The organism is Georgenia halophila (assembly GCF_039541595.1).
In genome coordinates, this window is record NZ_BAABGN010000002.1 from 641,335 (window position 1) to 663,864 (window position 22,530).

The window sequence follows — 22,530 nt, forward strand, 5'->3', positions numbered from 1 at the left end:
CCCTCACCGCGAGGCCGCGACGCGTCGGCGGGCCTTGGCCATCAGCACCTCCTGCAGGTCCTGGAGGGTCTGACCGTCGGGACCGCGGCTCACGCGGCGCCAGCCGTCGGCCTCCAGGTGCCAGGAGGAGGTGGTGTCGGCCATCGAGCGGTCGATCAGCTCGACGAGCTGGTCGACCTGGCTCGGGTCGTCGATCCGGATCAGGGCCTCCACGCGCCGGTCGAGGTTGCGGTGCATCAGGTCGGCGGAGCCGATCCAGACCTCGGGATCACCGCCGCCTGCGAACGCGAAGACACGGGCGTGCTCGAGGAACCGGCCGAGGATCGACCGCACCCGGATGTTCTCGCTCAGGCCGGGCACACCGGTACGGATCGCGCAGATGCCGCGTACGACGACGTCGACCGGCACCCCGGCGCGACTGGCCCGGTAGAGGGCGTCGACGATCCGCTCGTCGACGATCGAGTTGACCTTGAACTTCACCCATGCCGGTTTGCCCGCGCGGTGGTTGGCGATCTCCTGCTCGATGCGTTCCAGCAGCCCGGCACGCGCCGACCGTGGCGCGACGAGCAGCCGGTGGAACCGGGTGCGGGGCGCGTAGCCGGACAGCTGGTTGAACAGGCGGGTGAGATCCTGGCCGACGTCACGGTCGCAGGTGAGCAGGCCGAGGTCCTCGTAGCCCCGGGCCGTCTTCGGGTGGTAGTTGCCGGTGCCGACGTGGCAGTACCGGCGCAGCCCGTCGGACTCCTGGCGCACCACGAGGCAGAGCTTGGCGTGGGTCTTGAGCCCCACCATGCCGTAGACGACGTGCACGCCGGCCTGCTCGAGCTTGCGCGCCCAGGTGATGTTGGCCTCCTCGTCGAAGCGGGCCTTGATCTCGACGATGGCGAGCACCTGCTTGCCGGCCTGGGCGGCGTCGATGAGTGCGTCGATGATCGGCGAGTCGCCGGAGGTGCGGTACAGGGTCTGCTTGATCGCGAGCACCCGCGGGTCGGCCGCGGCCTGGGAGATGAATTGCTGCACCGACGTCGAGAACGAGTCGTACGGGTGGTGCAGCAGAATGTCCCGTTCCTGGATCGCGGCGAAGATGTCGGTCGGGTTCGCCGACTCGACCTCGGCCAGTCCCTGCGCCGTGACACCGACGAACTTCGGGTACTTCAGCGACGGCTTGTCGAGGTCGTGGATGATGTTGAGGCCCGTGAGATCGAGCGGGGCGGGCAGTCGGAAGACGTCCTGCTCGCTGACGCCGAGCTCGCGGACGAGCAGGTCGAGGACGTGGCTGCTGACACCGGTCGCGACCTCGAGCCGGACGGCCGGGCCGAAGCGGCGCCGCATCAGCTCCTTCTCGAGGGCCTTGAGGATGTTCTCGGCGTCGTCCTCCTCGACCTCGACGTCCTCGTTGCGGGTGACCCGGAAGGTGTGGTGCTCGACGATCTCCATGCCGGGGAACAGGGCGTCGAGATGGTGGCCGATGACCTCCTCGAGCGGCACGTACGCGGTCCGCCCGCCGGCGTCGGAGGGCACGTCCTCCGGCCGGTACGGCACCCCCTCGGCGTCGACGGCGATGAACCGTGGCAGCAGCGGCGGCACCTTGACGCGGGCGAAGTGCTCCTTGCCGGTGGCGGGATTGCGCGCGAGCACGGCCAGGTTCAGGGAAAGTCCCGAGATGTACGGGAACGGGTGCGCGGGATCGACCGCGAGCGGGGTCAGGACGGGGAAGATCTGCTTCTTGAAGAACTTGCGCAACCGGTCCCGCTCGCTCTCCCTGAGATCGTCCCAGTGGAGCAGGTGGATCCTTTCCTCGGCGAGCTTCGGCTGGATGTCCTCGGCGAACATCCGGGCGTGCCGCTCGGCCTGGTCGCGCGCGCGGCGCGAGACCGCCTCCAGCACCTGCCGCGGGGTGAGCCCGGACGCCGCGGTGACGGCCATGCCGGTGGCGATGCGTCGCTTCAGGCCGGCGACCCGCACCATGTAGAACTCGTCGAGGTTCGAGGCGAAGATCGCGAGGAACCAGGTTCGTTCGAGGATGGGCAGGCTCTGGTCCCCGGCCTGTTCGAGCACCCGCTCGTTGAAGGCGAGCCAGCTGAGCTCGCGGTCAGCGAAGCGGTCCTCGGGCAGGTCGTCGGCAGGCTCCGCGACCGTCGGCAGCTCGTCCGGCTCACCGCCGGGCGGGGGTGCTGGCGCCTCGGCCGACTGCTGAGACCCCGTGGCCACCTTGTCCTCGTCGACGGTGGCGCGCGAGAGCGTGCGGGCCTGGGCCACCAGCTCGTCCTCGTCGTCGGCCTCGAGACCGTCGAGCTCTGCCTCCTCGGCCTCTGCGATGTCCTGGGCCTGCAGCCCGTCACCGCTCACCGGACGGGTCGCGCCGTCACGCTCCCAGACCTCCTCAGCGCTGCTCATGGCACTCATAGTCCCATCAGAAAGTGACGATTGGGTGACCGGCGGACGCCAGCCGACACGTCTCATCGATACTGGACGTCGGTGGCGACGCACCTGAAGCCATTCCTCTCGTAGGTCCGCAGCGCCGGGGCGTTGTCGCCCTCGACGTAGAGCGTGGCACGGCGCAATCCTCTGGCAGCCATCTCCGCCAGCGCCAGCGACGTCAGCCGTCCGCCGAGGCCCCGGCCCTGCGCGTCGGGATGGACGCCCAGGGCGTAGATCTCGCCCTCCACGGGCGCCCCGCCGTCGTGGGGCTCGATCTTGACCCACATCGAGGCGAGCAGGCGCTCGTCGCCACCGCGCGCCTCGGGGTCCGGGACGAGCCACAGCACCGACGGGTCGAACCAGTCCTCCGCCTGGCGGGCGCGCAGGTCCTCCACGGTCATCCGACCCTGCTCCGGGTGCGTGGAGAACGCGCGGGCGTTGAGGCGGACCCATGCCTCCTCGTCCTGACCGGACCGGAAGGTCCGCACGCGGGTCAGCCCGTGCGCCGCGGGACGGGTGTCGTCGGGGACGCCGAGGACCGGCAGGTCGACCGCCATCTGCAGCAGCTCCCTGACGCGCTCCATGTCGGCGGACGCGGCGAGGGCGCGTGCGGCCGGCAGGTCGCCGTGGGCCCAGACGGCGACGCCGGGCGCGAGGTCGCGGACGGCGTCCAGGAGCGCCCGGCCGATGCCGCGGCGCCGGTGCCCGGGGTGCACGGCGAGCTCGGCGCTGCCCGCCACCACGTCCAGCTGGGCGTAACCGGCCAGCGCGCCGGACGGGTCGTCGTCGCCGCCGACCAGCACGTGGCGCACGTCGCGCACGGGATGTCGCAGCTCGAGCAGCGGCTGCTCGGACAGCGCCGCCACGCCGTCGTGCCCGGCGACGTCCTCCGCGAGCATCAGCACGCGGCCGGCGACCTCATCGGTCAGGCGTTCGAAGGTCCGCACGCTCAGTCGAGGCGCCCGGCGCGATAGAGCGCGGCCGCTTCCTCGAGCTCTTCGGCGGTGGTCAGCAGCGCGCCGGCGCGGCGGGTGACGCGGAAGGCGAGGTCGTCGTCGTCCTCCTCGATCCAGTCGGCGTCCAGCGCGGACCCGGTGGCGAGGACCCGGAGGAAGGCGCTGGCGCGGTCGAGGGCCACGCCGAGGTCGCCGTCGAAGAGCCCCGAGAGGACGCGGTCGACGACGTGGGTGACCTCGTCCGGACCGGGCGGTTCGGCCACGCCGGCGACCGCACCGGCGACCTCGGCGCGCTGGAGCCCGCGCCGGTACCGGTCGGCGACCGCGTCCGGGCCGCGGCGCACCCACTCCCGGAGCAGGTAGAGGCGCCAGAGGGTCCCCGGCAGGGTGGTGTGCGGGCTGCGCGACCACAGCGCCGCGACGGCGTCGAGTCCCTCGTCGTCGACGAGGGTGACGAGGCGGCGGACGAGCTCGACGTCTTCGCTGCCCTCCCGTCCACCGCGCACGAGCGCCTGGGCCGAGGTGTGCGCGACTTCCGACCGCAGGGCCGGATCCTCGTCGCCCTCGATGAGCTCGGCCTGGGCCGGGTCCAGCATCGCCGGCCGACGAAATCGACGTTCGCTCATGGGATCACGCCCCTCCTCGCTGGGCTCCTGCCTACATCCGCACGGTACTCGCCCATACCCTTGGCCCGTGCGATCTGACCTCTCCACACGCGGCCGGGTGGGCTGATGTCCACGGACCCCGAGGCGACGTGGGAGCAGCGTCTCGCCCTCCCTGTGCTGATCGCGGCACTCGTGTCCGTCCCGGCCGTCTGGCTGACGCTGCTCGAGGAGCCGTACGCGACCGTCGGGCGGGTGGGCAGCTGGCTGACCGGTGCGGTGCTCGTCGCGGAGACGGTCGTTCTCTTCTTCGTCACCGGGGACAAGATCGACTGGCTGCGGCGGCACGTGTGGTTGGTCCTGCTCACTATCGGCGTGGTGATTGCCGTCGTGCTGGCCGTCGGACCGGCACAGCTGCTTCGTCTGGTACGCCTGGTGGGGGCGCTGCGGGTGCTCCGAGTGCGGCACATCGTGCGTGCCGGCCGCACCCTGCAGGACCGGACCGGGCTGGGAAAGCGGTGGGAGCGTGTGACGACGGTCGTGGTGACCCTCGTGGTCGCCGCATTCGTGGCCATCATCTTGGCGGACCCGACCTCACGCACTCGTGTCCTCATCGAGAACTTCCTGGGTGAGGTGGGTTTCACGACGGCCGTGGTGCTCGCCGGGTTGCTCCTGGGTCTGGCGGTCTTCATCCTCGTGCGCAACCGGGGCCGGTCCGACGACGAGGCGGATCGCGAGACAAAGGACCGCGACGCACCCACGACCGAGTGAACCTGCGGAAGTGGTCGTTCACGACCACTTCCGCAGGCTCGTTCGGCGGGTCCGGTCAGGCGCCGGCCCGCTCGATGAATTCGAGCTGTTCGGGGCTCGGACCGCCGTGCTCACGCTGGATCTGCTCGGCGTTGTCCCGCTGCATCGCGTACAGCGAGTCACGCATCTGCTCGTCGCCCTGGTGGAACTGGCGGAGCAGCTCGTGCCACTCGCGGGCGAGCGCGCGGCCTTCCGCGCCGGTGGGGTCTGCACCACGGTCGACGGCGCTCTGGACGCGGGAGATCAGGTCCGGCCAGGCGGCCTCCACCGCGGCGATCTGCTCATCCTCCCGCTCCTTACGCTCGGCCAGCTCGGCGAGCTGCTGAGGGCTGAAGTACTTCTCGACGGTCTCGTTCACGACGACCACCTTTCTGATGAGGTCCAGGAAGTCGGAGGCGGACCGGTGCCCGTCGTCGGCGTCGAGGCTGGCCGCCAGGCCGGCGCGGAGCCGGCGCAGGGCCACGATCTGATCCTCGACGAGGGCGAGGTGCTTCTCGAGCACCTCGCTCACCGACTCTGAGCCTTCGAGCAGCGAGCCGATCGTAGCCAGCGGCACGCCCAGTCGGCGCAGGGCGAGCACCTGGTAGACGCGCTCGAGATCGTCCCCGGAGTACAGCCGGTGACCGGCGGACGTACGGCCCGAGGGCGCCACGAGGCCGAGGTCGTCCCAGTGGTGCAGAGTGCGCACCGTCAGGCCGGTGACCCGAGCCAGATCCCCCACCTTCCAGGTCTGCTGCTCCATGACTTCCCGTCCGTTCCGCTCCGGTTCCACCGGCACCCTCTGTGCCGGCGCCTGCGACGCTAGGACCTCACGTCGCGTGAGGTTCAAGCCCAAGATGCCGGACGGTTCGATACCCCGGATGCACGGTCCCTGAGCAGATCCACCACGTCGTTGAGCCCCATCTCGATGCGCCCGTAGACGCGCGGGTTGAGCAGGGTCGTGCCGTCGAAGTCGCCACCGGACGCGTAGAACGCAACGGGTACGGTCAGCGCCTGGAAGAAGGCGAAGAGGGGACGCAGGGCGTGCTCCAGGACGAGCGCGTGGCGGTCGGTCCCGCCGGTCGCGGCCAGCAGGACGGGCTTGTTGGCCAGGGCGTACTGGTCGACGAGATCGAAGAAGTGCTTGAAGATGCCGGGGTAGGAGCCGCGGAACACCGGTGCCGCGGCGACCAGGAGATCGGCACCCTCCGCGAGCCGGAGTGCTTCCTCGACCTCGGAGGCGACGCCGTCGCGCTCGAGCGCCTCGGTGAAGGCGGGGCCCAGGCGGTACACGTCGATGCGGGACGTCTCGACGGGGAGCATCTCGCCGAGCGTGTCGAGGACGACGTCGACGAGGCCCATCGTCTTGGACTGCTCGTTCGGGCTGCCGTTGATGACGACGACGCGCAACGCCGGGGTGCCTGCCTCCTGCGCCGCTGGTTGCCTGCGGATGACGGTCGGGGCGCTCACGCCGCGCTCTTCTCGCCCGCGGCGACCTCTCGGCGCACGACCGGGGCGACTTCGGTGCCGAGCCGTTCGATCGCCTGGAGGTGCTCCTTCTGCGGGACTCCGCCGAAGCCCATCTGGATGATGGCGCGGTTCAGCCCGTACAGCTCGTGATAGGCCAGCAGCTTGTCGATCATCTCCTGCGGGCTGCCGACCAGCAGGCCGGCGTGGGGAGCGGACTGCGCCTCGAATGCGCCCCGGGGCAGGTAGAACCCTTGGCCGCGCTGGTGGTTGTTGTCCAGCATGCCCCTCGCGAAGTACGGGTACATGGTGTCCCGTGCCTCCTGACTCGTCCGCCCGACGTAGCCGTGGGCATTGATGCTGACCGGCAGTGCCTCGGCGTCGTGCCCGGCCTGGGCGGCGGCCTCCCGGTAAAGCTCGACGGTCTGCTGGTGCGAGGTGATCGGGCCCAGCAGCAGCGCCAGGGCAATGGGCAGGCCCAGGCGTCCGGTGCTGATCGCGGACGCCGGTGATCCGCCGACGCCGACCCAGATCGGGATGCTGTCGCCGTCGGCGCGGGGCGCGATGTCGGCGTCGACCAGGGGGGCACGGAACCGCCCCTGCCAGGTCAGCGGATTCTGCCCACGGATCTTGAGCAGCAGCTCAAGCTTCTCCCGGAACAGGTCCGCATAGTCCTTGAGGTCGTACCCGAACAGCGGGAAGGACTCGGTGTAGGAGCCGCGCCCGGCGATGATTTCGGCGCGGCCGGCGGACAGCAGGTCGATGGTGGCGAACTGCTCCCACACGCGTACCGGATCCTCGGAGCTGAGCACGGTGACCGAGCTCGTCAGCTTGATGTTCTCGGTCTTCTCTGCGGCGGCCGCGAGCAGAATGGTCGGTGCGGATCCGACGAAGTCGGTGCGGTGGTGCTCGCCGACGCCGAAGATGTCCAGGCCAACCTGGTCAGCGACCTGAGCCTGCTCGATCGTCTCGCGAACGCGTTGCCGCGGCGACGGGAGTGCGCCTGTGGCCACGTCCTCCGTCACCTCGCCGAACGTCATGATGCCGATCTCGAATGCCATGGTGTTCCTCTCTGTCGATGCCGGCACAACTTATCTGCACAGACACCTATTCCGCCCAGCCCGCCTTGCGAGATCGGACGCGCGGTGGACGGACAGGAGCACCCCGATGCCTCCGATACCCTGGCTCCACCCGCTCACGGCCGTCCGTGAGCACCAACGGCTGACCTTCTCGGGCCGGCCGAGGGCCTCTAGCTCAATCGGTAGAGCAACGGACTTTTAATCCGTGGGTTGTGGGTTCGAGCCCCACGGGGCCCACCGAGCCAGGCGGATGACCGCGTCTCTGATCTGCGGGCGAACGTGCGCCGGTAGGCGTGGGCCACCGATGAACGGGTCTACCGCCCTTCCTGTTGCGGGCCCCTCGGGCCCGTGGTTCCGTCCGTGTCATGACAGAGACGACGGCAACACCCGACGAACGGCGCAACGTCTTCGTGCTCGGTATGACCGAGCTGCAGCGCAAGGAGCTGGAGTGCATTCGCGGGGCCGAGCGCTTCACCTTCCACTCGCTGCTGGACTTCGACACGCTGGTCCGGGACACCAACTACGACTTCGACGACCTGCTCGACCAGGCGCGGGCTCAGCTCGATGAGTTCCCGGGCTCCGTGGACGCGATCGTGTGCCACTGGGACTTCCCCAGCTCTGTCCTGGCACCCATCCTGGCCGACGAGCACGGCATCCCGTCGCCCTCGGTCACCAGCGTGCTCAAGTGCGAGCACAAGTACTGGAGCCGTCTGGAGCAGCTCGCGTCGGTGCCCGAGGTGGTGCCCGGCTTCTCGACCTTCGACCCCTTCAGCGACGACGCGCTCGAGCAGATCGACCTGCCCTTCCCGTTCTGGGTGAAGCCGGTGAAGGCGCACTCCTCGAACCTCGGGTTCGAGATCCACGACGCGGAGGAGTTCGCCGACGCGCTCGAGAAGATCCGAGCCGAGATCACCGACATCGGTGACGCCTTCAACCAGGTGCTCCACCGGGTGGACCTGCCCCCGGAGCTCAGCGAAGCCAGTGGCAACAACTGCCTGGCCGAAGGGATCATCAGCGGCATCCAGGCGGCACCCGAGGGCGTGATGTCCCAAGGCAAGTTCAGCGTCCACGGCGTCGTGGACATGTACAAGGACGGCGACGGACACAGCATCCAGCGGCTGGACTACCCGGCCGCGACCGTGCCACCGGACGTGCAGCAGCGGATGATCGACACGGCGGAGAGGTTCCTGCGTCACGTCGGCTACGACAACGGTGCGTTCAACGTCGAGTACATGTGGGACCGGGAGAACGACCACCTCTGGCTGATCGAGGTCAACACGCGCATCTCGCAGTCGCACAGCGAGCTGTTCCTCATGACCGACGGGACCTCCAACCACGAGGTGGCCATCGACGTCGCCCTCGGCGAACCCCCGGTCATGCCGCGCGGCGAGGGGCGGTACGCCGTCGCGTCGCAGTGCCACATCTTCCACGACGCCGACGGCATCGTGCGCCGGATCCCCGGCGAGGAGGACCTTGCGGCGCTCGAGCGCGCCTTCCCCGAGTCCCACGCCTCCTTCATGATCGCCCCGGGCGACCGCCTCTCGGAGCTGCCGCACCAGGACAGCTACCGCTACACGCTCGGCAGCGTCTATCTCGGGGCGGATGACCGTGAGGAGCTGGAAGAGCGCTACCGCCAGGCCCTGGAGTTGCTGCCCTTCGAGTTCGAACCCGCTCCCTGAGGAGGATGATGAATGCGGACCGTCACGGATCTTCCGCACGACATCGAGACCGTCGAGAACGTCTTCATCCCGCTGCGTGACGGCCAGCAGGTCGCGGCTCGGATGTGGCTGCCGGTGGATGCCGACGCACACCCGGTGCCGGCGGTGCTCGAGTACATCCCCTATCGCAAACGGGACAGCACCCGCGGCCGTGACGCGCTCAATCACCCGTACATCGCCGGGCACGGCTATGCGTGCGTGCGGGTAGACCTGCGTGGCAGCGGCGACTCCGACGGCATCCTGGTCGACGAGTACCGCGAGCAGGAGCACCGCGACGCCGAGGACGTCATCGAGTGGCTGGCCGAGCAGCCATGGTGCGACGGGAACGTCGGCATGATGGGGATCTCGTGGGGCGGCTTCAACGCCCTCCAGATGGCGGCCTTCTCGCCCCCGGCGCTCAAGGCGGTCATCAGCGCCTCGTCCACCGACGACCTCTACGTCGACAACATGCACTACATGGGCGGCTGCCTGCTCGCGGACAACCTCTCCGAGGCGACGGTGATGTTCGCCTTCAACAGCCTCCCGCCGGACCCGGCCGTCGTCGGCGACCGGTGGCGGAGCATGTGGCAGGAGCGGCTCGAGGGCAGCGGGCTGTGGCTGGATACCTGGCTGCGCCACCAGCGCCGGGACGACTACTGGAAGCCGGCGTCGGTCTGCGAGGACTACTCGCGGGTGAACTGCCCCGTCATGGCCGTCGGTGGCTGGGCCGACGGCTACACCAACGCGATCTTCCGGCTGCTCGACAACCTCGACGTGCCGCGCAAGGGACTGATCGGGCCGTGGGGCCACAAGTACCCGCACCTCGGCGTCCCGGGGCCGGCGATCGGGTTCCTCCAGGAAGTCGTGCGCTGGTGGGACCATTGGCTCAAGGGCATCGACACCGGCATCGACGACGAGCCCATGCTGCGGGCCTGGATGCAGGACAGCGTTCCGCCGAGCGCCTCCTACGAGGACCGGCCGGGCCACTGGGTGTCGGAACCGAGCTGGCCCTCGCCCGGCGTCGAGGACCGGGAGTACCGACTGACCGCCCACCACCTCATCCCCGCCACCGGCAAAAAGCACCACGCCGGCTCGCCGGACCCGGCCGAGGCCGCCGACAGAGAGCTCGGCCTGCAGTCGCCGCTCAGTGTCGGGATGTTCGCCGGCAAGTGGGCCTCCTACTCGGCCGTACCGGATCTCCCGTACGACCAGCGCGAGGAGGACGGCGGGGCCCTGGTCTTCGAGACCGAGCCGCTGGCCGAGCCGCTGGACATCCTCGGGCTGGGGCGCGTCTGCCTCGAGGTCTCCTCGGACAAGCCGGTCGCCCAGCTGGCCGTGCGACTCTCCGACGTCGCACCCAACGGTGAGGCGACCCGGGTCACCTACGGCGTGCTCAACCTGACGCACCGGGACAGCAGCGAGGACCCCACACCGTTGGAGCCGGGACGTCCCTACTCGGTCGAGGTGCCGCTGAACGGCGTCGCCCAGTCCTTCGCGGCGGGCCACCGCCTGCGGTTGTCCATCTCCACGTCCTACTGGCCGCTGATCTGGCCGGCACCGGAGCCGGCTGCGGTCACCATCGCCACCGGCCGGAGTTCACTCTTCCTGCCGGTTCGCGAGCCCCGGGACGACGACGAACACCTGCGCGAGCTCGGCCCCCCGGAGGCCACGGCCGAGGCGGACACCACCGTGCGCGAGACCGGGAAGCACTCCTGGCGCGTGACCCGAGACCTGGCCACGGACGTGTCGACCCTCGCGGTCGTCAACGACCAGGGCACCTTCAAGATCGAGGACACCGGCACGGTGATCCACCGGGACACCCGCGAGTGGTACAGCTTCCGCTGGAACGACGTGAACTCCGTGCGCGGCGAGACACGCACCGTCCGCCGGTTCGAGAACGGGAGCGACTGGCGGGTCGAGGTTGCGACCCGCACCGTGCTGACCTCGACGCCGACGCATTTCATCGTCAACGCCCAGCTGGACGCCTACGAGCTGGACGAGCAGCAGGGGCACCCTCGGGTCTTCTCCGAGAACTGGGAGCGGCACATCGAGCGTGACCTCGTCTGACCTCACGCCTGGTCCACCCGCAGGCGGAACGAGACGCCCCGTACATGCGAGAGCCGGTCACGCCGAACGGCGTGACCGGCCCCTGGGCGCTCAGGTGGTGCGCCTCCCCGCGATACCCATGTAGATGCCGATGAATATGACCGCCGCGACGATCGAGAGGATCCACCGGATCCAGTCGATGCCGTCGGTCTGACCGACACCCAGCATTCCACCGATCCAGTAGCCGACCAGTGCACCGAGGGCACCCAGGACGATCGTCCAGATGATGCCGATGTTCTGGTTGCCCTTCATGACCAGTCGTGCCAGGGCTCCGATGACAGCACCGAAGACGATGAGACCGATGATCTCGCCCACGAGGCACTCCTTCCTGGCCCACACGGGCCACGACTCGTTGTGGCGTTGCGTTGGGAAGCGTCCCAGCCCGCGGGGAGGACCGCATCTCGTAGGCGGCCCCTCACCCGCCGTCGGGGCACGCGCCTGTTCAGCCGAGCACCGCCACGAGCGCGAGGATCACGGGGATGCAGACGATGGTGGTGAGCAGGACGGCGTCGCGGACCATGGGCACGGCTCGGCCGTACCGCATGGCGTAGACGAACACGTTCTGGGCCGACGGCAGGCTGGCCACGATGAGGGGCCCGAGCAGCGCCTCGCCGGTGAGCCCGAAGACCTGGGAAGCGAGCACGTACGCGATGGCGGGACCGCCGAAGCACCGGAGGGCGACCGCGGCCCACATCGGTCCGCGAACGTGGCTCCGGCCGGGCAGCGGAGCGCCACGCAGCGAGAATCCGAACGCGACGAGCATGACGGGTACCGCCATGTCGGCGAGCAGGTCGACCGGCATCATGACGAGCCTGGGGATCTCCACCTCGAGCAGTGCCAGCAGCAGCCCGAGCGCGACGGCGAGCACGAGCGGGTTGCGCAGCGGCGTGGTGAGCACCTGGGTGCGGGAGACGCCGGTTCGTCCCGTCTGGGCGTCGAGGATGGTGAACCCGACCGGCACCATGACCAGCAGCTGCAGGAGCAGGATCGGTGCGATGTCGGCAGCGTCGCCGACGGCGAAGACGAGCAGCGGGATGCCGAGGTTCCCGGCATTGACGTAGCTGACGGTCAGCGCCCCCAGCGTCAGGTCAGCACCGCGCAGAGCGGTGAGCAGCCTGCCGAGGACGGCGTACACGACCGCGAGGAGGACAGCGGTCCCGACGGTCACGGCCGCGCTGGCGGAGAAGACCTCCGAGACGTCCGCATCCGAGAGGGTGCGGATCATGAGGGCGGGTGTGGCGGCGTAGAAGCTCAGGCGGGAGAGGACGGCGTCCGCACCGTCCGGCAGAGCGCCCCAGCGGGCGAGGAGATAGCCGAGGGCGGCGACGACGGCCAGACCGGCGAAGCCGGCGAGCACCTCGCCCACGCAATCCTCTCCCCTCGCCCTCGGCCGGCCCGTCGAGACGTCATCCTCCCATCACCGCGGCTCGGAGCAGGCCGCTGCCTCAGTGAGCGGCCCGCACGACGTCGACGCTCAGGCCGGCGTGGTCGGAGACGGTGAGGTGGTGGGCGCGGCCGGTCCCGACGGCGGCGACGCCGGAACCGAGCAGGTGGTCGATCTGCTTGCGAGGTCGGGAGTTGGTGAACGTCAACGCCGACGCGAGCGGAGCGAAACCTTGCTGCTCGGGCCCTCCGGCGACCGCGGCAACGGCCTTCGGCCCGAGGTTCAGGTCGCCTCCGAGCAGATGGGGACCGGGCAGGCTTTGCAGGGAGTCCACGCAGGTGGCCAGCTGGCTGCGGGCCGTGTCGTTCATGACCGACAGGTGCGCCACCGCCACGGACAGCGGTCCGTCGTCGGTACGCAGCACGGCGGCGAGGAAGACCCGGTCGACGTCGGGCCACCAACCCCGGTGGCTCCACCAGGGACCCGGTGCTCGGCGCAGTCCGCTGCCGCGCAGCGGGCGGACGTGCCAGGTCGACACGGGCAACCGGGTGAGCAGGGCGAGGCCGTACCCGCGGCGAACGTCGGACGTCCACGTCGGCACCGCGATCCCGCCGGGGCCACCGATCAGGTTCGCGGCGAAGCGATGCCGCATGCCCAGCTCGCCGGCGAGGAACGCCGCCTGGTCCAGACCGCCGGAGCGGGGATGGACCTTGTCGATCTCCTGGAGAAGGACCACGTCGGGGTCGACGTCGGCGATCTCCTCGGCTGCGCGGCGCAGCGTCACGGCGCTCGCGCGGGCACCGGCGTCGGGCGCCGTGGCGGCCGGGCGCCCGTGCTGAAGGTTGAGGGTCAGGACCCGCAACTCAGCCGGGCTCCTCCGCCGACTCGGCGAACGTCAACGCGACGGAGTTCATGCAGTACCGGTCGCCGGTGGGCGTCTGCGGGGCGTCCTCGAAGACGTGTCCGAGGTGGGAGCCGCAGGTGGCGCACCGCACCTCCGTACGGACCATGCCGCCGGAGCGGTCCTCGATCAGGTCGACGGCGTCGGAGTCCTCGGGCGCGTAGAAGCTGGGCCAGCCGCAGTGCGACTCGAACTTGGTGGTCGAGCGGAAGAGCTCCGCGTCGCACGCCCGGCACCGGTAGATGCCCTCGCGGTGCTCCTCGAGCAGCTCACCGGTGAATGGGCGTTCGGTCGCAGCGCGGCGCAGCACCTGGAACTCGAGCGGGTCGAGCTCGGCCTGCCACTCCTCGTCGCTCTTGGTGGTCTTCTGGGACTTGGTCATGACTCCATGGTGCGCCCTGCGGGCACCCTCGTGCAGCACATGGATCAGTCCAGCTCGCCCCACGACCGGCGCGGCGGCTCGGCCTCGGGCTCGTCCGTCGGCTCCTCCGCCGTGGACTGCTCGGCGGCGCGACGCTCGGCGGCCTGCTCGCGCTCGGTGTAGGCCTCCTCGCCCGGGCCGGTGAATCCCTGCGCCCGCTTCTCGTTCTCCGGGCTGCCGGTGAAGAGCGAGGACGCGTGAGCCTCGCTCGTCGTCGTCGAGTCCTCGTCGGTGCGGTCGGTGACCGTGCGGTCCCTGATCGACGTGCGTTCCTTGATCGAGGTGCGCTCGGGCATCGGCAGGCTCATCACGACCGTCTGATCGGCCGAGGGCCGGGGCCGTGGCTCACGCCTCGCCAGGCGCCCCTCGTTCTCCTTCGCACGACGGCGGTCCTCGCGCTCCGCCCTGCGCCGGGCCTTGCGAGCCTCCGCCTCGCGCGCCCTCCGGCGCTCCGGGTCCTCCTGCACGCGTGGCATGGCGAACGTGTCGCCGGGCTGATCCTTCGGCGTCGTGTCGGTCTTCGACAGCTCGGCCATCTCCTCGGCGAGGACGCCGGTGCTGAGCTCGCGGCCGTCGTCGACGACTTCGACGACGTCCTGCTCCTCGATGCGCATCCGTGGCAGCGCGTACGGGGCGTTGGTCTGGACCCAGTCGACGAGGGCCTCGCGCAGGTAGTACTTCAGGTCGATCAGGGTAGGCGTGTCCTGGCCCGAGACAAGCGCACGTACCCGAAGCTTGCCGTCGGTGGCGTCGTAGACCTGGAAGATCCCCACCCGGCCGTCCCACAGGTCGGTGGACGCCAGCAGCCGGTCGAGCTCCGCACGCATCGCCGGGACCGGAATGCGCCAGTCGACGTCGAAGTCGACGGTGCCCAGCAGGGCCGGCGCCCGCCGGGTCCAGTTCTCGAACGGCGTGGTGGTGAAGTAGGTGGAGGGCATGATCATCCGGCGGTCGTCCCAGATCCGGACGACGACGTACGTCAGGGTGATCTCCTCGATGTTCCCGAACTCGCCCTCGACGATGACGATGTCGTCCACTCTCAGGGAGTCGGTGAGCGCGATCTGCAGACCGGCGAAGACGCTGCCGAGAGTGGTCTGGGCGGCCAGACCGGCGACCACCGAGATGATTCCTGCCGAGGCGAGGACGGACGCTCCCGCGGCACGCGCGCCCGGGAAGGTCAGCAGGATGGCAGCGAAACCGAGCACGACGACGAGCGCGATCGCGACCCGGCGGATGACCTGGGACTGGGTCTGGATGCGCCTGGCCTTGTTGCTGAGGCTGTCCTCGCCGAGACGTTCGAGGATGACGTCCTCGGCTACCCGGATGAGGCCCGCGACGAACCACACGGCGCCGAGGATGAGGAGGACGAGAAAGACGTGCTGGGTGACGCCCCGCCAGCCCGGTTCGGCGATCCCGCGAGGCACCGGGGTGGAGCTGATGAACCCGACCCATGCGCCGACGACGGCACCGATGACGAAGAACGGCTTGCGGCAGCGGTTCCGGATGAAGCGTGCGACGGGCCGGCCGCGCGCGATGACATGGACGAGCGCCGCGATGAGCACCGCCGCCAGGAAACCGGCGACCAGGCCGACCGAGCTCCACAGCAGGACGGAGACGAACTGGAACGTCAGCTCGATGGTTTCGTCCGCATCCATGCTGGACAGGCTAGGCACGTTCCCTGGGAGTTCGCTGTGCCTGCGGGACGTGCTCAGAGCTCTTTGCCGAGGAAGACGTCCACGTACGGACTCTCCTCGTAGGGCTCGACCGGGCGGTAACCCGCCGCCTCGTACAGCGCCATCGCTTCCTGGAGCGACCGGTTGAGGCTGAGCACCACCCGTCTCGCCCCGAGCGAACGTGCACGGTTCTCGAGCGACCGCAGCAGGAACCGGCCGAGACCTTGGCCCCGCACGTCGGGTACCAGCCACATGCGCTGCAGCTCGGCCGTACCCTCGGCGGCCGTACCCTCGGCGTCGGTGCGGATCCGCACGCCGCCGCAGCCGAGCACCTTGCCCGTGCCGAGCTCGGTGACCAACAGGAAGTCGCCGCGCGGCGGTGTGACGTCGTCGTGCGGGACGGGGTCCAGGAGGTTCGGTTCGAAGCCGCCCTCGAGCAGCTCGTCCAGCTCGGCGTAGTACTCGGCGAGCGCCCGCGCGGCTCGGTCGCTCGCGGACTGCCCCTCGATCAGGCGGACCGGACGAGCCGTGTGCTCGGTCGGCGACGTCATCATCGCAACATGGTGCCTCGCCTGGTGGCTTGCCGCCAGGAGACCTAGGCTCCGGGCCCATGGACACGACCGCGGCCGGCGGGCGGCAGGAGCGATCGGCCGGCCCGGACCGGGCCGGCCGTGCCCCCCGGATCTGCGTCCTCGCGCCCACGCCCCTGCTCGTGATGGAGATCGCCGGCGACGCCGAGCATGCGGACGTCCACATGCATCCTGGCGGGCAGGGCCTGTGGGTCGCTCGCATGGCGGTGTCGCTGGGGGCGGAGGTCACCGTGTGCGCGCCGTTCGGCGGCGAGCTCGGCGGCTCGGTGGTCCAGATGCTCAGCACCGACCGGCTGACGATCCACCCGGTGAGCTCGTCGGGCGGCAACGGTGCCTACGTCTTCGACCTGCGCGCCGGGGACCGCCGGACGGTCGCCCACATGCCGCCCCCGCCGCTGACCCGTCACGAGCTGGACGACCTGTACGGCACGGTGCTCGTGGACGCGCTCGACTCCGACGTGCTCGTGGTGACCGGCGCGGAACCGGCCTCCGTGATGCCGGCCAGCTTCTTCGGTCGCATCGTCGGTGACGTGCGCGCCGCCGGGCGACCCGTGGTCCTCGACCTCTCCGGGGACGCCGCCTGTGCCGGCGCGCGGGCGGGTCCCGCCGTGCTGAAGATGAGCCACGAGGAGGTCGTGTCCGCCGGGCTGGCCGACGACGCGTCAGCGGAGTCCCTTCGGGCAGCCGCCGAGCGGTTCGTCGCGGGCGGCGTCGGCGCCATGATCGTCTCTCGCGCCGAGGACCCGGCACTGCTGGTCATGCCGGACGGCGCCCGCTCCGTCGTCGGGCCGGTGATGAGCCCGCTGGACCACCGCGGGGCCGGGGACTCGATGACGGCGGGGATCGGCGTCGGGCTCGGCCGTGGCCTCGACATGGTCGACGCGGTGCGCCTGGGTGCGGCCGCCGGTGCCCTCAACGTGACGCGCCGGGGACTCGGCACGGGGAGACGCGATCAGATAGAACGGTTCGCTGGCAGGATCAGCATCGAGGAGCTCGAGGTGACCACCTGACGTGCGCGTGCTCGTGACGAATGACGACGGCATCGATTCCCGGGGCCTGACCATCCTCGCCCAGACGGCGATCGACGCCGGGCACGAGGTCGCCGTCGTCGCGCCGCACCGGCAGTACTCCGGTGCCAGCGCGGCGCTGACGGCGCAGGAGGAGAACGGACATCTGGTCTTCGTCGAGAAGCGACCTCCCGGGCTGGCCGCGGAGGTACGGGCGTTCGGCGTCAAGGCGGCGCCCGGGCTCATCGGGTTCGTCGCCTCCTTCGAGGCCTTCGGGTTCCGACCTGACGTGGTCCTGTCCGGGATCAATCTCGGCGCCAACACCGGGCGGGCGATCCTGCACTCCGGCACGGTCGGTGCCGCACTGTCCGCGGCGTCGCACGGCATCCGCGCGATGGCGGTCTCGATCGCCTCCGGCGACCCGCAGCACTGGCAGACGGCCCGCAACGTGACGGACGAGGCCTTCGCGTGGTTGCTGGACAACGACGTGGACGATCGCGTCCTCAACGTCAACGTGCCCGACGTCGCCCCGGACCGGTTGCGCGGCATCCGCCCGGCCGGCCTGGCGAGCTTCGGTGCCGTGCAGGCGCGGGTGAAGGAGCTCGGGACCGGGTACGTGCAGCTGACCTACACCGGCGTCGAGGGTGAGGACGAGCCCGGCACGGACCACTATCTGCTGGCGCGCGGCTGGGCGACCATGACGATGCTGCGGGCGCCGGTCGCCGACGACACCGGCCTGACACTTCCACGGGTGGACGGGACGCAGTCGGCGGCCGAGGGCCACGAGGGCGAGCCCCTGGTCGACGTCTCGTCGGGCACGGTGATGTCGTCCGGCTCGGACGCGCCGACCGGGGAGATCAAGGGCGAGGAAGGGGACGGCGAGGTCGGCACATCGGTCTGAGGCTGCACGGCGGCCTGAGGCTCCTCGGCCGTCTGAGCCCCGAAAGGGTCAGCCCCAACCGAGGTCGTGGAGGCGGCGGTCGTCGATGCCGAAGTGATGGGCGATCTCGTGGACGACGGTGACCGCAACCTCCTCGACAACCTCCTCCTTGGACTCGCAGAGGCGCAGCGTCGGCCCGCGGAAGATCGTGATGCGGTCCGGCAGCGACCCGGCGGCCCACCAGGAGTCCCGCTCAGTCAGGGGCGTGCCCTCGTAGATCCCGAGCAGGTCCTCCGCCTCGGCGAGCTGGTCCGCCGTGGGCTCGTCCTCGACGAGAACGACCACGTTGTCCATGCGGTCCGCCAGCTCGGGCGGGATCAGGTCGAGCGCTTCGGAGACGGCGTCCTCGAACGCCTCTCGGGTCATGGTCACCACGGGACCCATGGTGCCGTGCTCGGCCGGCGAGGGTGCCCCGAAGGCGGTGACGATCGGCACATCTCCAGCATTTTGCTCCGCGCACCCGGATGCCCGTATGCTGTCCGAGGTCTTGGGGCGCTCCGGCGTCACGGGCGTCCACGGCAAAACACCGGGCCCCCATCGTCTAGCGGCCTAGGACCCCGCCCTTTCACGGCGGTAGCACGGGTTCGAATCCCGTTGGGGGTACGCATCTCCAGTAAGGTTCGCACCATAGAATGGTCAGGCCGAGTGTCTGGCACGAGGCCCCGTGGCGCAGTTGGTTAGCGCGCCGCCCTGTCACGGCGGAGGTCGCGGGTTCAAGTCCCGTCGGGGTCGCTGGTACGCCAGGCCCGGTCTTCGGACCGGGCCTGGTGTTCCTGGCTCTGTAGCTCAGTTGGTAGAGCGTTCGACTGAAAATCGAAAGGTCGGCGGTTCGACCCCGCCCGGAGCCACTCCGAGAAGGCCCCGCCTCGTGCGGGGCTTTCGTCGTGCGGGGACCGGCTCAGATCGCGTACTCGCTGGATCCGCATATTCGCCGACGCAGACCGCTCCGACCTGAGCGAGAATCGGGCCATGCCCCGGCTCGACATCCGCCACCTGCTCGGCCTCGTCACTGCTGGCAGGCGATCCCGCGGCCCCGTTCCCATCGTTCGTGCGGACGTGGTGCGCCCCGAACACTTCCCGCCGGTCGAGGATCCGATCGTCACGGCCAGGGACCTGACGAAGGTCTACGGCACCGGCAACACCCAGGTCCGGGCGCTCGACGGCATCGACGTCGATCTGGCCCGCGGCGAGCTGACGGCGATCATGGGGCCGTCCGGGTCAGGCAAGTCCACGCTCATGCACTGCCTGGCGGGACTGGACGCTCCGACGTCGGGAACGATCGTCGTGGACGGCGTGGAGGTGTCCGGGATGAGCCAGCGGCGCCTGACGGCGCTGCGCAGAACCCGCATCGGGTTCGTCTTCCAGTCCTACAACCTCGTGCCGACGCTGACGGCGGCCGAGAACATCACCTTGCCCCTCGACATCGCGCGGGCGCCCGTGGACCGGGAGCGGTTTGACATGATCGTGCGCACGCTCGAGCTCTCCGACCGGCTCCACCACCGGCCGACCGAGCTGTCCGGCGGCCAGCAGCAGCGGGTCGCGTGCGCGCGGGCACTGATCGCCGCCCCGGCGGTTGTCTTCGCCGACGAACCGACCGGGAACCTCGACTCGACCTCGGCGAACGAGGTCCTCGGCTTCCTTCGGCGCAGCGTCGACGAGCTCGGTCAGTCGGTGGTCATGGTCACGCACGAGCCGATGGCGGCCGCCTACGCTCACCGAGCGGTGTTCCTTGCCGACGGGCGGCTGGAGGCTGAGCTCCGCTCCCCCGACTCGGACACGATCCTGGAGGCCCAGCGTCAGCTGAGCGCCGACCGCGAGGCCGGCGCCGACGACGTAGCGGCGCCGGCGCGGGCATGATCCGCGTCGCCCTGCGCGAGATCCGTGCCCATCTGGTGCGGTTCGTGCTCAGCGTGCTCGCCGTGACGCTCGGCATCGCGTTCGTCACGGGCACCTTCTCGCTGCGCGCGCTACTCTCCGACACGTTCGGAGCGATCATCGCTTCCACGACGCAGGGCGATCTGTACGTGCGTGGCGTGGAGAGGGCCGAGGACGAGCCGGCCCCGAGGCCGACGGGGCAGGAAGGTCAGGTCGCGCCGTCGGATGGTGAGGGCGAGTCGGACCCGGCCGTGGGCGGAGGTACCGAACTCGTCGGCCCGCAGCGGGTGCCCGTCCCGCTCGACCTCGTGCCGGAGGTGGCTGCCGTCGACGGCGTCGACCAGGCGGTGCCGGACCTGCTGGGGACGGCCGTGCTGGTGGGTGCGGACGGGCAGCCGGTGGTGAACGGCCAGGCTCCGTCCCTCGGGAGCGCGCTGCGACCGAACGACCCGTCCGGAACGCTGCTGGCGGGCCGGGCACCCCGCGACGAGACCGAGATCGCGCTGGAGACCACGGCACTGGAGACTTCGGGTCTCTCGCTCGGGGACACCACTCAGGTCATCATCGGCGACAGCCCTCCGCGGGACGTCACCGTGGTCGGCGAGGTCACTTACGGCAACCCGATGGTCGGGACGACGCTGGTCCTGGTCGACGCCGAGACCGGGGAGGAAGAGTTCGCGCCGGACGGTCGCGTGCCGTCGATCGCGGTCTTCCTGGAGGACGGGGCAGACCGGGAGGCTGTCGCCGAGGACATCCGCTCCGTGGTGACGGACCAGTCCAACGTCGAGGTTGTGACCGGCGACCAGGCCCGCGAGGAGGGTACCGAGTCGATCAGCCAGATGCTCGGGTTCCTCGGGACGTTCCTGCTGGTCTTCGCGCTGATCTCGTTGTTCGTCGGCGCCTTCATCATCTCCAACACGTTCGCGATGTCGGTCCGCCAGCGGCAGCGCGAGTTCGCCCTGCTGCGCGCGGTCGGGGCATCTCCGGTCCAGGTGATGGTCACCGTACTGGGCCAGGCGGTGGTGGTCGGACTGGTCGGTTCTGCCGCTGGCATCGCCGGCGGGATCGGCCTGATCGCGGCGGTTCGAGAGTGGTTGGCGACGATGAACATGGAGCTCGGTGGCGAGGTGGTGATTTCGGCCGGGCAGGCGGCCACGGCCGTCGCGCTAGGGACGACGATCTCCCTGGTGGCGGCCGCGATCCCCGCGCGGCGGGCGGCGACCACGCCGCCGGTCGAGGCGATGCGGGACGACACGGCCGTCGTCGAGCGGTCGCTGCACGTGCGTGCCGCCGTCGGGACGCTTCTTCTCCTGGCCGGTGTCGCTGCCGTGCTGTGGTCCGTGCAGGAAGGCACCGAACGGGCCGGGACGTGGCTGGGCATCGGTGCGGGTGGTGTGCTGCTGGGGACGCTCGCAGTCTCCCCGGTTATCGCCAGGGCTGTGCTTCGAGTGCTGGCCTGGCCGTTCGTGGTCGCACTGCGTCCGATCGGCCGACTTGCCCACGGCAACGTCACGCGGAGCCCTCGCCGGACCGCCAACACGGCCGGCGCGCTGATGATCGGCATGGCCCTGGTGGGTGCTTGCGCGGTGCTGGCCGCGTCCGCCGAGGCGTCGACCAGCTCGATCGTGGCGACGGAGGCGCGGGCGGACTTCTGGGTCCAGTCGGCGACACGATCGGTACCGCCCGCCGCCTCGTCGACCATCACCGAGCTGCCCGAGGTGGGCCGCGCGGACAGGATCGTGAGCGGCCGCGCGTCGGTGCAGGGTCCGGACGGCGAGGAGAAGACCCTCGGCGTCCTGAGCGTCCCGGCCGATGCCTTCGGCGAGACGCTGGACGTCGAGGTCGTGGACGGTTCGGTCGACTCACTCGCCGAGGGCGAGCTCGCGGTGGCGCGCACCACGGCCGTGGAGAGGGATTGGGCGGTCGGTGACCAGCTGCGTATCAGTGGCCCGGAAGGTGCCCGGACGATGCAGATCGGCGCGGTGATCGCCTCGCAGATGCTGAACTCGCCGATGGTGATGGCGGCGGACGACTTCTCCTCTGCAGTCCCGGCCGGTCAGTCGATCATCCAGGCTCTGCTGGTCAATGCCGCCGCCGGCGTCGAGGCGAAGGGGCTGCGTTCGGCACTGGAGGAGGCGGTGCAGCCCTATCTCGTCCTGACGGTGCAGAACGCGGAGGAGCTGAGCAACTCACTCGCGGAGCAGGTCGAACAAGCCATGGTCATTCTCTACGCGTTGCTGGCCCTCAGCGTGATCATCGCGGTGCTCGGCATCATCAACACCCTGGCGCTGTCGGTGACCGAGCGGACCCGGGAGATCGGGCTGGTGCGCGCCGTCGGGCTCGGCAAGTTGCAGCTGGCCGGCACCATCACGGTCGAGTCGGTGCTGACAGCGGTGTTCGGGACGATCCTTGGAGTGGCGGTCGGCGTGGGCCTCGCCTCCGCACTCCCGAGCGTCTTCGCCGACCAGGGCCTGACGGAGCTGGCGGTGCCGTGGGACCTGGTCGGCGGCATCGTCCTGCTCTCCGGAGCGGTCGGTGTGGTCGCCGCTCTCTGGCCGGCGGCGCGGGCGGCGAACATGCCCGTGCTTGAAGCGGTCACCCACGACTGAGAGGCGGCTGCGA

General features: G+C 70.3%; 20 protein-coding genes and 4 tRNA genes. 11 read left to right on the plus strand and 13 right to left on the minus strand.

Translation table 11 applies throughout. The features are described from left to right. Positions 1-3: 3 nt before the first annotated feature. From ABD907_RS04440 to ABD907_RS04450, 3 genes are all read right to left on the minus strand, one after another. Positions 4-2,397, minus strand: coding sequence for an RNA degradosome polyphosphate kinase (locus ABD907_RS04440; RefSeq protein ID WP_345215258.1), 2,394 nt, complete (start codon positions 2,395-2,397; stop codon positions 4-6). 62 nt (positions 2,398-2,459) lie between these two features. Then, positions 2,460-3,368 (minus strand): mycothiol synthase, encoded by a 909-nt coding sequence (gene mshD, locus ABD907_RS04445; protein WP_345215259.1) that lies wholly within the window; start codon positions 3,366-3,368, stop codon positions 2,460-2,462. A gap of 2 nt (positions 3,369-3,370) precedes the next feature. Beyond that, on the minus strand, positions 3,371-4,003 hold the full coding sequence (locus tag ABD907_RS04450) for a hypothetical protein (RefSeq protein WP_345215260.1): 633 nt from the start codon (positions 4,001-4,003) through the stop codon (positions 3,371-3,373). 105 nt (positions 4,004-4,108) lie between these two features. Here ABD907_RS04450 and ABD907_RS04455 point away from each other — a divergent pair, with 105 nt between their 5' ends. Continuing rightward, entirely contained in the window at positions 4,109-4,750 is a 642-nt protein-coding gene (locus ABD907_RS04455; protein ID WP_345215261.1) for a hypothetical protein, read from the plus strand. Positions 4,751-4,805: 55 nt separating this feature from the next. On the opposite strand, the gene ABD907_RS04460 is transcribed toward ABD907_RS04455, so the two are convergent. The 3 genes from ABD907_RS04460 to ABD907_RS04470 all read right to left on the minus strand — a co-directional run bounded on the left by ABD907_RS04460 (position 4,806) and on the right by ABD907_RS04470 (position 7,296). After that, positions 4,806-5,531, minus strand: coding sequence for a MerR family transcriptional regulator (locus ABD907_RS04460; protein WP_345215262.1), 726 nt, complete (start codon positions 5,529-5,531; stop codon positions 4,806-4,808). 83 nt (positions 5,532-5,614) lie between these two features. Next, a complete protein-coding gene (locus tag ABD907_RS04465; protein WP_345215263.1) occupies positions 5,615-6,238 on the minus strand; it encodes an NAD(P)H-dependent oxidoreductase in 624 nt (207 codons plus the stop codon). Next, complete coding sequence (locus tag ABD907_RS04470) at positions 6,235-7,296, minus strand: LLM class flavin-dependent oxidoreductase (protein WP_345215264.1); 1,062 nt, start codon at positions 7,294-7,296, stop codon at positions 6,235-6,237. Before ABD907_RS04470 ends, ABD907_RS04465 begins: the two co-directional genes overlap by 4 nt. A 182-nt stretch (positions 7,297-7,478) precedes the next feature. Here ABD907_RS04470 and ABD907_RS04475 point away from each other — a divergent pair. The 3 genes from ABD907_RS04475 (at position 7,479) to ABD907_RS04485 (ending at position 11,078) form a co-directional block, all read left to right on the plus strand. Beyond that, a tRNA-Lys gene (locus tag ABD907_RS04475) sits at positions 7,479-7,551 on the plus strand. Between the two features lie 128 nt (positions 7,552-7,679). Beyond that, entirely contained in the window at positions 7,680-8,993 is a 1,314-nt protein-coding gene (locus tag ABD907_RS04480; RefSeq protein ID WP_345215265.1) for an ATP-grasp domain-containing protein, read from the plus strand. A gap of 12 nt (positions 8,994-9,005) precedes the next feature. Next, positions 9,006-11,078 (plus strand): CocE/NonD family hydrolase, encoded by a 2,073-nt coding sequence (locus ABD907_RS04485; RefSeq protein WP_345215266.1) that lies wholly within the window; start codon positions 9,006-9,008, stop codon positions 11,076-11,078. 90 nt (positions 11,079-11,168) lie between these two features. On the opposite strand, the gene ABD907_RS04490 is transcribed toward ABD907_RS04485, so the two are convergent. From ABD907_RS04490 to ABD907_RS04515, 6 genes are all read right to left on the minus strand, one after another. Continuing rightward, entirely contained in the window at positions 11,169-11,432 is a 264-nt protein-coding gene (locus ABD907_RS04490) for a GlsB/YeaQ/YmgE family stress response membrane protein (RefSeq protein WP_345215267.1), read from the minus strand. Between the two features lie 127 nt (positions 11,433-11,559). Beyond that, entirely contained in the window at positions 11,560-12,483 is a 924-nt protein-coding gene (locus ABD907_RS04495) for an AEC family transporter (RefSeq protein WP_345215268.1), read from the minus strand. 79 nt (positions 12,484-12,562) lie between these two features. Then, positions 12,563-13,363, minus strand: coding sequence for an endonuclease/exonuclease/phosphatase family protein (locus tag ABD907_RS04500; protein ID WP_345215269.1), 801 nt, complete (start codon positions 13,361-13,363; stop codon positions 12,563-12,565). 1 nt (position 13,364) lies between these two features. After that, positions 13,365-13,784, minus strand: coding sequence for a peptide-methionine (R)-S-oxide reductase MsrB (msrB, locus tag ABD907_RS04505; protein WP_345215270.1), 420 nt, complete (start codon positions 13,782-13,784; stop codon positions 13,365-13,367). 44 nt (positions 13,785-13,828) lie between these two features. After that, positions 13,829-15,478, minus strand: coding sequence for a mechanosensitive ion channel family protein (locus tag ABD907_RS04510; protein ID WP_345215271.1), 1,650 nt, complete (start codon positions 15,476-15,478; stop codon positions 13,829-13,831). Positions 15,479-15,531: 53 nt separating this feature from the next. Beyond that, a complete protein-coding gene (locus ABD907_RS04515; RefSeq protein WP_345215272.1) occupies positions 15,532-16,050 on the minus strand; it encodes a GNAT family N-acetyltransferase in 519 nt (172 codons plus the stop codon). A gap of 56 nt (positions 16,051-16,106) precedes the next feature. Here ABD907_RS04515 and ABD907_RS04520 point away from each other — a divergent pair, with 56 nt between their 5' ends. After that, positions 16,107-17,096, plus strand: coding sequence for a 1-phosphofructokinase family hexose kinase (locus ABD907_RS04520; protein ID WP_345215273.1), 990 nt, complete (start codon positions 16,107-16,109; stop codon positions 17,094-17,096). Position 17,097: 1 nt separating this feature from the next. Next, positions 17,098-17,994, plus strand: coding sequence for a 5'/3'-nucleotidase SurE (surE, locus tag ABD907_RS04525; protein ID WP_345215274.1), 897 nt, complete (start codon positions 17,098-17,100; stop codon positions 17,992-17,994). Positions 17,995-18,042: 48 nt separating this feature from the next. On the opposite strand, the gene ABD907_RS04530 is transcribed toward surE, so the two are convergent. Further along, positions 18,043-18,417 (minus strand): metallopeptidase family protein, encoded by a 375-nt coding sequence (locus tag ABD907_RS04530; RefSeq protein ID WP_345215440.1) that lies wholly within the window; start codon positions 18,415-18,417, stop codon positions 18,043-18,045. A 146-nt stretch (positions 18,418-18,563) separates the two neighbouring features. Here ABD907_RS04530 and ABD907_RS04535 point away from each other — a divergent pair. The 5 genes from ABD907_RS04535 (at position 18,564) to ABD907_RS04555 (ending at position 22,517) form a co-directional block, all read left to right on the plus strand. Then, positions 18,564-18,636 (plus strand) — tRNA-Glu (locus ABD907_RS04535). 55 nt (positions 18,637-18,691) lie between these two features. Beyond that, positions 18,692-18,765, plus strand: a tRNA-Asp gene (locus ABD907_RS04540). 43 nt (positions 18,766-18,808) lie between these two features. Next, positions 18,809-18,881, plus strand: a tRNA-Phe gene (locus ABD907_RS04545). A gap of 121 nt (positions 18,882-19,002) precedes the next feature. After that, complete coding sequence (locus ABD907_RS04550; protein ID WP_345215275.1) at positions 19,003-19,890, plus strand: ABC transporter ATP-binding protein; 888 nt, start codon at positions 19,003-19,005, stop codon at positions 19,888-19,890. Further along, complete coding sequence (locus ABD907_RS04555; RefSeq protein ID WP_345215276.1) at positions 19,887-22,517, plus strand: ABC transporter permease; 2,631 nt, start codon at positions 19,887-19,889, stop codon at positions 22,515-22,517. Before ABD907_RS04550 ends, ABD907_RS04555 begins: the two co-directional genes overlap by 4 nt. The last annotated feature ends 13 nt before the right edge of the window (positions 22,518-22,530 follow it).